Origin of the sequence: Candidatus Enterovibrio altilux, from assembly GCF_002381345.1 — a bacterium.
GTDB lineage: Bacteria > Pseudomonadota > Gammaproteobacteria > Enterobacterales > Vibrionaceae > Enterovibrio > Enterovibrio altilux.
The window spans coordinates 702292-716075 of record NZ_CP020660.1; the positions used below are offsets into that span (position 1 = coordinate 702292).

Here is a 13784-nt window from a genome sequence, read left to right on the forward strand (position 1 = left end):
CAATCATGGGAGAACTCATTTATTTAGCAACTGAGCCATTACGACAGTACTCATGGTTAAATACATATTGTTCAATGCTATTGAGAAGTCTTCACGAATTCATTAATTTTGTCTTTAAACTTGTTCAGTTGCCTGGTTTTGTTTCCTAAATCAAAAAATTGAGTATTTAAATGAGTCTAATTGTTTAAAGCATAGATTGGTAATTTAGTTTACTAATTTAGAAAATAAAGTTTATCTGAACTCAAATTAGGAAACAACAGTATGGTGCGGATGATGATTAAATTTTATTTTGTACCAAAAATTTTATCACCAGCATCTCCTAAGCCTGGAATAATATAGCCTTTATCATTCAGATTTTTATCAATTGCTGCAGTGTAAAGCTCTACATCGGGGTGAAATTTTTCAAGAGCAGTAACACCTTCCGGCGCAGCAACCAGTACCAATATTTTAATGTTGAAACAACCATTCTCTTTTAAGAGATCAACAGTCGCAATCATTGAACCACCGGTAGCTAGCATGGGGTCAATCACCAACGCCATGCGCTCATTAATGTTGCTAGCTAATTTGTGAAAATAAGGCACTGGCTCAAGTGTTTCTTCGTCGCGGTAAATGCCTACAACACTAATGCGGGCACTTGGTATATGCTCCAGAACACCATCCATCATGCCTAGTCCTGCACGCAATATTGGTACAACAGTGACTTTTTTACCTTTAATTTGATCAACTTCTACTGGACCATTCCACCCCTCAATTGTTACTTGTTCAGTTTCAAAATCAAAGGTTGCTTCGTAGGTCAGCAAACTACCTACTTCGTTCGCTAACTCACGAAAACGTTTGGTGCTGATGTCACCTTCTCGCATCAAACCAATTTTGTGTTTTACCAGTGGATGCATAACCTCAACGACTTTCATGACAAACCCTTGCAAAAATATATTCACACATTATACACAGGCTTCATTAAATTTGTTTTCAAATTTACGCAACTGCCATTATCATGCACCCACTATTAATGCACTAGCCAGCGAGCCAAAGCAGTTAATGTCTCGTTCAAAGCGACAATTAACGGAAGCTTAAAGCACTTAGCCATTTATTCAGCAGAGCTGAACATCTACAATGAAGGAAAATAGAAAGTAAAAAAGCATGGTGCTGATGGAAAATAGCAAATCTGGCGTCAATTATATTTGTTAGTAGATATAAATGCGTATGAAATCATTGCTGCTGAGTTAAGTATATCAGATGTTATTACGGTGAAGTTCTACTTGACTTCTTCACACAGACCTGCTGAAAAATCAATACAGTCTCAGCCGGTAGTGCTTACAACACCAAACAATGTTACGAAACCATTCATATTAAACGAGCAGTTCCACTCATGCCACCAAGAAAAATAACTGAATAGTATGCTCATCTAGTTGCGATTGTCTCATCCAAACCCGCTGACGCAAACGTTTCTTTTTTGTTATGACACTGTTAAAGTAGACAAGCTTTTAGTCCATAAACTTGGTAAGGAGCTCCAGTGAGTAGTAATACGTCTTTTCTTAGTTACAAAGATGCAGGTGTTGATATTGACGCAGGTAATGAGCTCGTTGCCCGTATCAAAGGTGTCGTAAAACGCTCTCTTCGCCCTGAAGTCATGGGGAGTATCGGTGGATTTAGCGCACTGTGTAAATTACCAACTAAATACAAACAACCAGTTCTGGTATCGAGTACTGATGGGGTAGGTACTAAGTTGCGTTTGGCTATAGACCTTAAAACACATCACACTATTGGCATTGATTTGGTTGCTATGTGTGTGAATGACTTACTCGTTCAAGGTGCAGAACCTCTATTTTTCCTTGATTACTACGCAACTGGAAAACTCAATGTTGATATTGCAGTTGACGTGGTTACTGGTATTGGTGAAGGTTGCATCATGTCTGGATGCTCACTGATCGGTGGTGAAACTGCAGAAATGTCAGGTATATACAAAGATGAAGACTACGACATTGCTGGGTTTTGTGTTGGAGTTGTTGAAAAAGAAAATATCATTGACGGCACCAAGGTAAGTGTTGGTGATGCAATCATTGCAGTTTCATCATCTGGACCTCACTCAAACGGTTACAGTTTGGTGCGTAAAATAATTGAAGTATCAGAAGCCAATATATCTTCTGAACTAGAAGGTAAATTTTTAAGTGAGCACCTTCTGGAACCTACTCGAATTTACGTGAAACCAATATTAAAGATGCTAGAGACCTGCGAAGTCCATGCTATTGCTCACATCACTGGCGGTGGCTTTTGGGAAAATATCCCTAGAGTTTTACCTAAGAGCACAAAAGCTATTATCAATGAAAATAGCTGGGAATGGCCAGCTATTTTTAAATGGTTACAAGAAAAAGGTAATGTTACCCAACACGAAATGTACCGTACTTTCAACTGCGGTATTGGTTTAGTCATTATTCTACCAGCAGAGCAAGCAAAACAATCAATCGATCTTCTTAATAACGAAGGCGAGAATGTTTGGTTGATCGGTACGATTGCAGATGCTGAAACTAATGAAGAACAGGTTGAAATTAAAGGCTTATAATGAAAAATGTAGTTGTGCTAGTTTCTGGAAACGGCTCTAACCTGCAAGCCATCATTGATAAATGCCATGGCAAACATGGTATTAATCTTGTTGCGGTAATAGCTAACAAAGAAAATGCATATGGGTTAATTCGAGCAAAAGAAGCGGATATCGATACTTTAATTGTACCAAGCAAAGGTATAACTAAACGTGATGAATATGATGGTAAATTAATGATAGCTATTGATGTATATCAACCTGATCTAATTATACTTGCAGGTTTTATGCGCATCTTAACGCCTGAATTCGTTCGGCATTACCACGGTAAAATGATTAATATACACCCTTCTTTGCTGCCAAAATATTCAGGTTTAAATACCCACCAGCGGGCAATTGATGCAGGTGATAACGAACATGGCGCATCTATTCACTTTGTGACTGAAGAACTAGATAGCGGTCCTGTTATTATTCAAGCTAAAGTGCCAATTTTCATAGAAGATGATGCAGATACTATTTTTGAGCGTGTTCAAGAACAAGAGCGCAGCATCTGTCCATTGATAGTTAAGTGGTTCTGTCTAGACCGCTTAAAAATGAAAAATGGAAAAGCATTACTTGATAACCAAATACTTAGTGAATCTGGTTACGCGGCTGATTAAAGTGAGACTTTGCCAAATAAAAATGCATTTTGAAACCCTTTTTAATTTCTAATTTTGTAAAAATCATCTGTCTTTTTAATTAAACGTACAGGTGATTTTACTAAATGAAAGGTAATTACTTCACTCAAGTGAAATACGAAGCATTCACTAGGCTACATTTTGTGACTGAGGTTAGTTGCTGGTAAAAAATTATATCACTACATCATTAATTTTTACTTCTTCCTGTGAGTCAACAATAACCTCTGTATCAAACAAAGTTTATTGACTAAACGGAACTTGATGGATAATCCAGAAAAAATTATTAAAGTAATTATTCATGGTAGAATAAACATCGTTAAACAATATGTTAAACATATGAATTTATAGTAAAGTTATTTCAGAGGTCTACGACCAAAACCAAAATTATTCAACTTAATTTAATTGTTACATGCTCTATAGGTTATCTATATTTAATATTATATTATGGTATATGAGTGATCTTAGTGTGTACGATATTTGGCTTTGTTTTTTAATTCAAATTCAGACAGTAAATTTCAACATGATTGACAATTAAACAATCGCTTTTATCATGCATAAATTTCGCTAACCTGAACATTATTATTTCTTACACTCAATATCCCTCCCAGTAATTTTTGAACCCTAAGCATTGCTGTCTTTAATTAAGAACGCTTATGGTAACCATATTCTCATTTTACAATGCTGATTGGAACCGTATAACTTCTGGTCACTGACTGCTAAATTACGCGGACGATATTGTTCCCAGAACGTTGCTCCTTTTCTTGTTGAATAAGTGGAACCGCAAGCTTAATACAAAAAATTCGTAATATTGTCTAGTGTTATCAGCATAATCAGCTAATATTTTATTGATTTTCAGACGGATCTCTTTAAGCAACTTAGGCAACATTTGACTGTTATCACATTTAATCCACTTAACTCAGCAGCAATACTTACATACGTATTTATATCTACCGCAAAATGTTACTTACGCCAGACTCGCCATTTCCCACCAGTACCATGCTTTTTACTTTACATTCTATTTCACCGTAGGCTTTGAACCCCGTAAGATCTATGATTAAATGCTGGATGCTTCCTTCATGCTTCATCTTGAACGTGGCGTTAACCGTTTTAGCTCGCTTGCTGATGCATGAATAATGAGGACATAGCAATGGTAATTAAATAAGTGTAACAAACAGAATAAATGAATCATTGCATACCTCTCAATAGCATTAAAAATATACCTTTAACCATAAGAGCAGCCGTAATGCGTAAGTCGCGAAATAAACTAGCTCTCCCATGATTACTCTACTTAGTTTAATCCCATAACTGAATAACTTCTTCATCAATCCTACATGTTAATCATCCACGATTGATTAAAGCTTTATCATGCTGCTCCCGGTGAGTTGTTTTGTAGCGCAGATTGCTCATAGACCTGAGTATTTAAGTAAACTTAACTGTTTCAAGCACTGATTGAAAATTTAGCTCCCTTATTTAAGAAATAAAACCGGTTACCATAACCATTACTTAGCAAAGAGAGTACTAGCTCGAGTCAAAAAACTATTTGGAGGAACATGAATCCTAAGGGATTACACAACTTGGATTAAAAAAATGAAGTCTGCCCAACACGCAAGCGATTGTTTAATCATGAATCATGAATCATATTGAAATTTAATGTCTGCACTCGAATTAGGCAACAAAGCCGCGATATTATGCCAGAGAATACACAATCGTTAGCAAACCCTATACTCCACGTAATATTCCGTGCACACTTGAAATAATTTAACAAAAAAAATAATTGGGCATATGAAGCTTACTTAAGTCGTAAAAAATTAATTTATTATTCAGTGTAATAATTATGTATTATAAACAGAACAGCCTTATTTTAACCAGCAGCTTATCATTTTGACAATGTTCAGTTTTATTTGTTGATGATGTCACAATGAAGACATTGATGTCGGATTGTTTACTGCACAATTAAAATGCATTACAGTGAAATAATGATAGTTATCATTTAAAAAATAAGAAAATACTTTAAAAGTATGCCTAAAATCAAAAATTAATCACAGCTTTATTTTTTAAACCAATACTTAAAACAGTTAGGATCGCTAAAATATTCAGGTCTATGAACAAACTTCGCTAAAAAAGAACTAACTGAATGCTGTATCATCGAGCCTTAATCAATCATAGCTCAATAATATTTTTGTTTGATGAATAAGCCATTCAGCTGTGGGATCCAACTAAACAAGGTAATCACGAAAAACCTCGTGTATTTAATGACTTGGCCATTACGACGGCCCTCATGGTTAAAGGCATATTTTTAATGCCATTGAGAGGTCTGCAAGGATTCATTAATCCTGTTTTCAAATTTATTCAACTGCCGTTGCCATGACCTCACTATGCATGCATTAGCAAACGAACCACAATAGTTAACGTCATGTTCAAAACAAAAAATAAAAGAACTATCCAGCACTTAGCCATTGATTATACGGAGCTCTAAGTATACGGTTACGGAGAATAGCAAGCCAAAAAGCATGGTCCTGACGGTTAACGTTGAATTTGACACAAGTTACGTCTAGCGGTAGATATAAATTCACATGAAATCATTGCTGCTGAGTTAAGTGCATCACACATGACTGATGGTATAATGCTACCTAACTTGCTCAAACTGCCCTGCTGCAATAATGAATTAAATATTAGGCCATGGTGCTGATGACACCAGACAGTATTACAAAACCGCTCACATTAAACGGAAGATTCCATTCGTCCTACCCAAAAAAATAATTTTTCAAAACGAGATTATTCGCATCATTTTATAGTCTGTTACCAGCCATTATATAGTTCCAATGAGTAGAAAAATGAGGTAAATTACCATAGATATAGCCTATCAAAAACAATAGTCTTTCGAGTCAAAAATTATTCGGGGGAACCTTGCACTTAAAGGGCTATAATACCCGAATTGGATAAACCTACAACAAGATAAAAGAATGAAATAAGCTAACCGAGCTAGCTATGTCTAAAATGACAGCAAAAGTCTAATAGTTAATTATATTGAAATTTACTAGTTAAACTCGAATCAGGAAATAAAGCCACTTCATACAGTAGTGCATGCTCTATTCAGATGTTCGTTGGCGTGCCAATAAATCTTGCGCAGCCAATTTAGCAGCTTTGCCTTTATATAACACATGGTAAATTTGCTCTACGATAGGCATTTCAACCCCCATGCGCTCAGCAAGCATACGGACTTCTTTGGTGTTACGACAGCCTTCTACAACTTGACCAATTGAAATCTTTGCTTCTTCAATACTTTTGCCTTGTCCCAAGGCAAAACCAAAACGACGGTTACGAGATTGATTATCAGTACACGTAAGAACTAAATCACCCAAACCAGCCATACCCATGAACGTTTCTCGTTCAGCTCCAAGTTTCATACCCAATCTAGTAAGTTCAGCAAGGCCACGAGTGATCAATGCAGTACGTGCATTTGCACCAAAGCCAATGCCATCAGACATACCAGCACCAATAGCAATAATATTTTTGACTGCACCACCAAGCTGCATACCAATAAAATCATTATTACCATACACACGAAACGTACGACTACAATGGATTTTTTCTTGCAAATCGGCTAAAAACTCCGCATTAGGTGATGCCACAGCAATAGCAGTCGGCATGCCCGCTGCGAGCTCTTTAGCAAAAGTTGGTCCTGATAATACTGCTAACGGCACATTATCACCTAATTGCTTTCGTGCTACGTCTTGTAACAAACAACCTGTTTCTGGCTCTAAACCTTTCGTAGCCCAACAAATACGTTGGTCATCACGAAGGAAGGGTCTAACCTGTGCCAACACCAAGCCAAATACATAACTTGGTACTACAACTAAAATATCACGCGTCGCTTGTACTGCTTCTTCAAGATCAGCACACAGAATCAATGAATCTGGAAAAGGAACACCAGACAGAAATACTTCATTAGAACGATCAATTTTAAGCTGTCTCATATGCTCAACTTCGTGTCCCCACAATATTATATTTGTTCCCTTACGTGCTAATGAAATTGCGAGAGACGTACCATAAGAGCCGGCGCCCAATACGGTCATTGCTACGTTTATATTCGGAGCATTGTTTGTCATCAGTGTCGACCTTAATTTACTTACATTAAACTTCTGCGCCTGCATTAGCCTGCTCTTGCAGGTAATTCATGAATAATGCAACAAAGTCAACCGGAGCAAGATTCAGTTGTGGGAATGCACCTTTAATTACCAAATTAGAAATAGTCTCCCGAGCGTATGGAAACAATATATTCGGACAGAATGCACCTAGACAATGTGCTAATTGTGGCTCTTCCATGTCATTCACGGTAAAAATACCACCTTGCTGAACTTCACACAGAAACGCATTTTTTTCAGCATTTTTAACCGTTACGGTCAAACGTAAAACTACTTCGTAAACATCTTTACCCAGCTGGCAACTTTGCGTGTCTAAGTCTAGATTTACATCTGGATTCCATTCTTGCTTAAACACATTAGGAGAGTTTGGAGCTTCGAAAGAAAGGTCTTTCAGAAAAATACGTTGAATAATAAAATTTTGTTGTGATTTTGAGTTAGTTGCTACTTCAGCCATGGTTATAAATCCTTATTATTTAAAAATGTGCTCTCACATTATAAAATAATACAGGCAGCCTTACTCGGCTGCCTGTCAAATAGGTCATCAGTTAAACGGTTACTTTTTTCTTTTCTGTTTAACTAATGGAAGATTAGCTTCATTCCACGATATCAAACCATCTTTAAGAATACTAATATTTTTAAATCCTAATTTTATCAACATATTCGCGTTTTTGACAGCAACTTGACCAGCCTTACATACCACAATAATTGGGTCAGACTTATGTTTCTCAAGTTCACTCATGCTATTCTCTTTAATGTCTTTTACTAAAACATGAAGTGCGCCTGCAATATGACCAGCACGATATTCATCACGGCTACGAATATCAACAAACACACCATTCTGACGGTTGACCAATGTGGTCGCAACATTGGGTGCAACAATGGTATAAGCGGCTGTTTTTTGTTTAACAACTGACACAATCAGCGTGACAACCAGAGCCACCCACACAAGTGACAAAATCATTTCACTTTGAACAAATTCAATAAATTGCTGCATAACTGATTTCTACATTCATGTCGGCAAAAAATGATTCCGAGTATAATCTTCCCGGTCCCTAAATACAGCGTGGTCTTGGATTTCCATGCCCATGCTGACCACTTTAAAAAAAGTCTACTTTTCAAAATATATCATACTCACCCTTAATTATTGATTAACGCACTAATATTTACCATGCATAAATATAGATAGAAACAATGAAAACCCGTTTATTTACTATAATTTTTTTAGCATTTTCATGCTTAATCAGCATTATTGATAATAGTCATAAATAACTTAAAATGCATGTTTACTATACAAACCGTTTGCTAGCACAACATTTATTTAATGACCATATCAAAATATTTGCTTACTGTTCAACCAATAAAATATAGTAAAGTTACGTTAATTACTTTTTTTATTTTAAACATTGAATTTAATATTAAAGAGGATACTGTATGCCTGCTAAGAAGCCTTTGGTACTTGTTATCCTAGATGGATGGGGTTATCGAGAAGATAATAACAACAATGCCATTGCTAACGCAAACACACCAACTATTGATGAGTTGATGATAAGTAACAGCACTTTAATCTCTGCATCAGGCATGGATGTTGGTCTACCAGACGGTCAAATGGGCAACTCAGAAGTTGGTCACACTAACATAGGTGCCGGTCGCATAGTTTACCAAAACTTAACAAAAATTACCAAAGATATTACTGATGGAGAATTTTTTAACAACGCTGTACTAACTAGTGTTATTGATAAAGCAGTACAAGCAGACAAAGTGGTTCACATCATGGGTTTGATATCATCAGGGGGTGTACATAGTCATGAAGACCACATAGTCGCAATGGTAAAAATGGCCGTTCAACGTGGTGCTGAACATGTGTACCTTCACTGTTTTTTAGACGGTCGTGACACACCACCACGTAGCGCACGAAATTCTTTAATTTATTTTGATGAATTATTTAAAAAATTAGGTAAAGGTCGCATTGCATCTATTATTGGACGTTACTATGCAATGGATCGCGATAACAACTGGGATCGAATAGAGCAAGCTTACGACCTGCTAACTCAACCAAAAAGTGCATTTACTTATGCGTCATCAGTCAAAGCACTCGAAGCTGCATATGCTCGCGAAGAAAGCGACGAGTTTGTTAAAGCATCTGAAATACGCGTTGAGGGCCAACCTGTTGCATCTATTAACGACGGTGATAGCCTGATTTTTATGAATTTTCGTGCTGATCGTGCTCGCCAAATCACGCGTGCGTTTCTGCCTATTTTCAACGGCTTTACCCGTTCAAAAATAGTTACACTATCTAATTTCGTGATGCTAACTGAATACGCAGTTGATATTGATGCTGCTTGCGCGTACTCATCAGTTAACCTTGTGAATACTCTAGGTGAATGGCTATCAAAAAAAGGCAAAACACAACTACGTATCTCTGAAACGGAAAAGTATGCGCACGTGACCTTTTTCTTTAATGGTGGCGTTGAAGATGTTTTCGAAGGTGAAGAACGCTCATTGATTGCTTCGCCAAAAGTAGCTACGTATGATATGCAGCCTGAAATGAGTTCTAAAGAGCTGACTGACCAGTTGGTTGCTGCTATTAAGGGCGGTAAGTTCGACCAGATTATCTGTAACTACCCAAATGGCGACATGGTTGGCCATACGGGTATATATGATGCAGCAGTTAAATCTTGTGAAACGATTGACTATTGTATTAGTCGTGTGGTGGAAGCAATCAAAGAAATTGGTGGCCAACTGCTGATCACTGCTGACCACGGCAACGCTGAAATGATGGTTAACCCTGAAACGGGTGATATTCATACAGCACACACCAACCTACCTGTCCCTTTAATCTATGTAGGTGACAAAGATCTGAAACTGGTTGACGGTGGTAAACTTTCTGACCTAGCACCCACCATGTTGGCACTAACAGATACCTCAATCCCATCAGACATGACGGGTAAACTATTGTTTAATTTAAAATAATGCAGCTTATGCGAGCAATAGTCAAACGGCTCACCTTTCACATTAACACCAGTGCATTATACACTGGTGTTTTATTATACCATTTTTTAAATGGAATAACCTTAGCTGATGATAGACAATTATTTAGCATAAAAGACGAAATTTTTCATCAAACGCAGGAACTTAACATCAGCAACAAAAAATTAAGCAGATTTCAAATTAACCTAAAAAAACAAAAACAATTAATAAGCGTACTCGCGACTAAAGTTCATACTGTATCTTTCATGTTAAGAGCACTTACAAACGAAATTGCCACACTTAACGAAGCAAGTCAGCATCTTAAGCAACTTAAACTCGGCCAAATTGAATTATTAAAAGAACTTCTAAACAGCCAATATCACCAAGGCAAAAATAACCAAATTAATACATTTTTAAATGGTAAAGACAGCTACAATCTTGACCGTATGGTAGTATACGCAGAACATCTTTCCAAAGCCAGGACTGATGCAACAAATATACTAGTCACAACAAACACAACGTTGCAATTAAAGCGCCATATTCTCGATCAGCAAAAACAAAAACAAACGGTACTACTAAACACACTAAAAACTAACATAACTACACTTGAAAAACGACAAAACGCACAACATAAAATGATCAATGCGGTTCAACGCAAAATACGCAGTAATAAAAACTATTTATCTGAACTTCGCAGCAACGCAGATCGCCTTAAAGTAGAACTAGATAAAGCTGCCGAACAAGCCAACATAAAAATGAATGGTTTGGGTGAATACAAAGGTAAACTCCATTGGCCAGTTAAAGGCAAAGTACTACATAGTTTTGGTAGCGCACAAACAGGAGAACTACACTGGAATGGCATGGTAGTTGCTGCGGAAAAAGGAACCACAGTCAACGCCACCCACGATGGTATAGTGGTGCTTTCTAACTGGTTACGTGGCTATGGCTTAATGCTGGTAATTGACCACGGTAAAGGTGACATGAGTTTCTATGGCTATAATCAAGCATTGTTGAAAAATATAGGGGAAACAGTGAAAGCAGGTGACCCTATTGCCCTGATCGGCAATAGTGGCGGGCAAACAAATATGGGCCTCTATTTCGAAATTCGGCGCCAGGGTAATGCTACCAATCCCAGCCTCTGGTTAGTTCAGTAAATGCCGCTGAATACAGGTGCAAAAGGTGATCACTGTCATCGTCCTACTCTTCCACTACTGACCTTAGAGGTTATGTATTCGATCAATTAATCATTATAAAACAATAGTGCTTAAAGTCAGCTTTCTTTTCTAATTTGAGTTCAAAAAATAAATTTCACATGATTCACTATTAGATAATAGCTTTCTTGTTACACATACTTAGCCCTACTAACTTTTTTAACGCTTTTATTATGGCGTCGGTTTAGCTAATCTGAGAATTATACTCTCTTAAGCTCAATGTCCCTCCAAGTAGTTTTTTAGCTCGACACGTTGCCGTCTCTGATAGATAATGTTTATGGTAACTATACTTCGCTTTCCAATGCTTATTAGCATCATATAACTTTCAGTAACTAACCCGCCAAATTACGCGGATAACCTCGTTTCCATAAAATTACCTAGTGTAGTATGCACCATAAGCTGATGTTTCATTGATTTTTCAGCAGGTTTGTTTGAATAAGTTAGGTAGCACTGCACCGTCCGTCACATTTGATGCGCGTCACTCAGCTGCAATGGTTTCATGCGCATTTATACCTACCACTAAATATAACTTGCACCAGATTCGCCATTTCCCATCAGTACCATGCTTTTTTACTTTTTATTTATCTTCCCGTGGACTTTGAGCCAGTAAAATCAATGGCTAAATGCTGTATGCTTCCTTCATTTTTTGTCTTGAACATGACGTTACCGTTTTGGCTCGTTTGCTCATGCATGAAGAGTGAGAGCATGACAAAGACAGTTAAGCAAGTTTGAAAACAGAGCGAATGAATTCTTGCTGATCTTTCATAACATTGAAAATACACATTTAATAATGAGGACCCTCGTAATGGCTAAATCGCTAAATAAACGAAGTCTCCCATGGTTACCCTGCTTAGTTTCATACCATAGCTGCATGACTTCTCCATCAACCGAGAATATCTAGTAAGTCACGATTGATTAAAGTTTGCTTGAGTATCCGCACAAAAAAAGCCATAATTTTTTTATATCAAGTAATCACGCTGCTTATTCTTATGGTGAAGACGTTTTAAGCTCATTTTTTATTTCAATTGCCAATTTATTCGCTTTAACTTTATGGTTAATAAACCACGTCAATAGCGCTAATGCTAATACAAAAATATTTCCTACAATAATAGTAATCAGCACTATTGTGCGATTTTCTCTCCTTTGAGTAGCAAGCCGCTTCTCTTCTTCTTGTGCTCGTTCAATTTCTCGCACTTCACGCTCAAAGGTAGCTTTCTCTATGGCTTCGTAGTCAGCCACCACAAATGTTTGTTCTGGTAATGCAAAAACAAGAGGACGTCCTAATAGCTTATCCGTTCCATAAAGCCACGCATGCCACTTATGCCTTCCAGATACATCAAAATTATCAATATCAACAGTCATTCGCGTATACTCTTTTATTGCCTGACCTTGATAAACTGAAAGTTTACCGTTAGTATCTAAAAATTCAACATGCATTGCAATGGTGCCTGGCTCAATACTTGCAGCATCTGATTCTACAAAAAAATTATGAGGTAAGGCTTTTTGTTTACTCTGTTTAAACGTCGCCATCAGTGGTGTTGGATACACAAACACTTCTTGTTCAAGCGTGCGCAAAAAAATATTATTGCCTGACGCCACTCGGGCATGATATTTACCAGGTTGAACATTAATTGGTAATTTAACGGTAAAGATGCCATCTCCAGCCACTTCATCAAGTTCTGTTCCAGTATCTTTAAACTTCCCAAGAAGTCTTTCTTGTGGTCTCTGATCAACAGGAATATCATTAATACCGTCAATCAACTCTGTAAAGGTAACCGTTAACTCAACGCTATTCAAAAAATCATGAAAATTTAATGGGCTATCAGCCTGCATTAGCTGTGCTGTGAATTTAATCGTTTCCCCTTGATATAAGCGCGCAGGGAAGCTATTAACCTTCATATTCAGTTCAGAAAGGATACGAATTTTATTTTCAGGAGTCACCTTTCCGATAGCCTGCCAAGGTCCAGGCATGGGGGCAAGCACTGACACGATGTCCCTATCAGATTCTTGGTGCCAAGACACATTTTTTGGATGTCGCCAAGCATAAAGTTTCGTTCCATCTGGCTGGATAAGCACAACGGGATGACTCGATTGCTTGCGGTAAATAATAAAAGCAACTTGAGAGATCGTGGAATCAACTCTAAAACGATTATTTAATAATCGAATATCACGATCGGATGTATTCGCGACTGAAGGGTTACATACTATCAGCAAAATAAGCAAAAACCATGCCCACTTTGTTCTCATA

11 protein-coding genes and 2 pseudogenes are annotated in these 13784 nt (G+C 37.3%); 6 read left to right on the plus strand and 7 right to left on the minus strand.

The annotated features are described in order from the left end of the window. Window positions 1–284 precede the first annotated feature (284 nt). Window positions 285–911 (minus strand): uracil phosphoribosyltransferase, encoded by a 627-nt coding sequence (upp, locus tag BTN50_RS02985; protein WP_096618975.1) that lies wholly within the window; start codon window positions 909–911, stop codon window positions 285–287. Window positions 912–1181: 270 nt separating this feature from the next. Between upp and BTN50_RS09710 the strand changes: the two genes are divergently transcribed. From BTN50_RS09710 to purN, 3 genes are all read left to right on the plus strand, one after another. Then, window positions 1182–1388 carry a hypothetical protein gene (locus tag BTN50_RS09710; RefSeq protein WP_150137208.1) on the plus strand — a complete coding sequence of 69 codons (207 nt, stop codon included), beginning with the start codon at window positions 1182–1184 and terminating at the stop codon, window positions 1386–1388. Window positions 1389–1513: 125 nt separating this feature from the next. Further along, the gene (gene purM / locus BTN50_RS02990; protein WP_096618976.1) at window positions 1514–2560 is read left to right on the plus strand and encodes a phosphoribosylformylglycinamidine cyclo-ligase; all 1047 of its coding nucleotides are present in this window, start codon (window positions 1514–1516) and stop codon (window positions 2558–2560) included. After that, window positions 2560–3195 carry a phosphoribosylglycinamide formyltransferase gene (gene purN / locus BTN50_RS02995; RefSeq protein ID WP_096618977.1) on the plus strand — a complete coding sequence of 212 codons (636 nt, stop codon included), beginning with the start codon at window positions 2560–2562 and terminating at the stop codon, window positions 3193–3195. Before purM ends, purN begins: the two co-directional genes overlap by 1 nt. Before the next feature lie 965 nt (window positions 3196–4160). On the opposite strand, the gene BTN50_RS12075 is transcribed toward purN, so the two are convergent. Then, window positions 4161–4361 carry a transposase gene (locus tag BTN50_RS12075; RefSeq protein ID WP_223823239.1) on the minus strand — a complete coding sequence of 67 codons (201 nt, stop codon included), beginning with the start codon at window positions 4359–4361 and terminating at the stop codon, window positions 4161–4163. Window positions 4362–5347: 986 nt separating this feature from the next. On the opposite strand from BTN50_RS12075, the pseudogene BTN50_RS03005 reads away from it, so the two are divergent. Then, window positions 5348–6180, plus strand: a pseudogene (locus BTN50_RS03005) (IS5 family transposase). Between the two features lie 122 nt (window positions 6181–6302). Here the strand turns inward: BTN50_RS03005 and gpsA are convergent. The 3 genes from gpsA to BTN50_RS03020 all read right to left on the minus strand — a co-directional run bounded on the left by gpsA (window position 6303) and on the right by BTN50_RS03020 (window position 8352). Beyond that, on the minus strand, window positions 6303–7322 hold the full coding sequence (gene gpsA, locus BTN50_RS03010) for an NAD(P)H-dependent glycerol-3-phosphate dehydrogenase (RefSeq protein WP_096618978.1): 1020 nt from the start codon (window positions 7320–7322) through the stop codon (window positions 6303–6305). Between the two features lie 25 nt (window positions 7323–7347). Next, window positions 7348–7812 (minus strand): protein-export chaperone SecB, encoded by a 465-nt coding sequence (gene secB, locus BTN50_RS03015; protein WP_096618979.1) that lies wholly within the window; start codon window positions 7810–7812, stop codon window positions 7348–7350. A gap of 99 nt (window positions 7813–7911) precedes the next feature. After that, a complete protein-coding gene (locus BTN50_RS03020; protein WP_096618980.1) occupies window positions 7912–8352 on the minus strand; it encodes a rhodanese-like domain-containing protein in 441 nt (146 codons plus the stop codon). Between the two features lie 437 nt (window positions 8353–8789). On the opposite strand from BTN50_RS03020, the gene gpmM reads away from it, so the two are divergent. After that, on the plus strand, window positions 8790–10328 hold the full coding sequence (gene gpmM, locus BTN50_RS03025; protein WP_096618981.1) for a 2,3-bisphosphoglycerate-independent phosphoglycerate mutase: 1539 nt from the start codon (window positions 8790–8792) through the stop codon (window positions 10326–10328). Between the two features lie 263 nt (window positions 10329–10591). Continuing rightward, window positions 10592–11479: a peptidoglycan DD-metalloendopeptidase family protein gene (locus BTN50_RS03030; protein ID WP_235610986.1), complete on the plus strand. Its 888-nt coding sequence runs from the start codon at window positions 10592–10594 to the stop codon at window positions 11477–11479. A 247-nt stretch (window positions 11480–11726) separates the two neighbouring features. Here the strand turns inward: BTN50_RS03030 and BTN50_RS03035 are convergent. Next, window positions 11727–12488 (minus strand): annotated as a pseudogene (locus tag BTN50_RS03035) (transposase); the annotation flags it as partial. A 35-nt stretch (window positions 12489–12523) separates the two neighbouring features. Then, on the minus strand, window positions 12524–13783 hold the full coding sequence (locus tag BTN50_RS03040) for a TIGR03503 family protein (RefSeq protein WP_096618982.1): 1260 nt from the start codon (window positions 13781–13783) through the stop codon (window positions 12524–12526). Between the last annotated feature and the right edge of the window lies 1 nt (window position 13784).

Coding starts and splice junctions, on each gene's coding strand:
- gpsA (WP_096618978.1), bottom strand. CDS start 7,322: ATGACAAACAATGCTCCGAATATAAACGTAGCAATGACCGTATTGGGC.
- secB (WP_096618979.1), bottom strand. CDS start 7,812: ATGGCTGAAGTAGCAACTAACTCAAAATCACAACAAAATTTTATTATT.
- purN (WP_096618977.1), top strand. CDS start 2,560: ATGAAAAATGTAGTTGTGCTAGTTTCTGGAAACGGCTCTAACCTGCAA.
- upp (WP_096618975.1), bottom strand. CDS start 911: ATGAAAGTCGTTGAGGTTATGCATCCACTGGTAAAACACAAAATTGGT.
- BTN50_RS03020 (WP_096618980.1), bottom strand. CDS start 8,352: ATGCAGCAATTTATTGAATTTGTTCAAAGTGAAATGATTTTGTCACTT.
- BTN50_RS03040 (WP_096618982.1), bottom strand. CDS start 13,783: ATGAGAACAAAGTGGGCATGGTTTTTGCTTATTTTGCTGATAGTATGT.
- gpmM (WP_096618981.1), top strand. CDS start 8,790: ATGCCTGCTAAGAAGCCTTTGGTACTTGTTATCCTAGATGGATGGGGT.
- BTN50_RS03030 (WP_235610986.1), top strand. CDS start 10,592: ATGTTAAGAGCACTTACAAACGAAATTGCCACACTTAACGAAGCAAGT.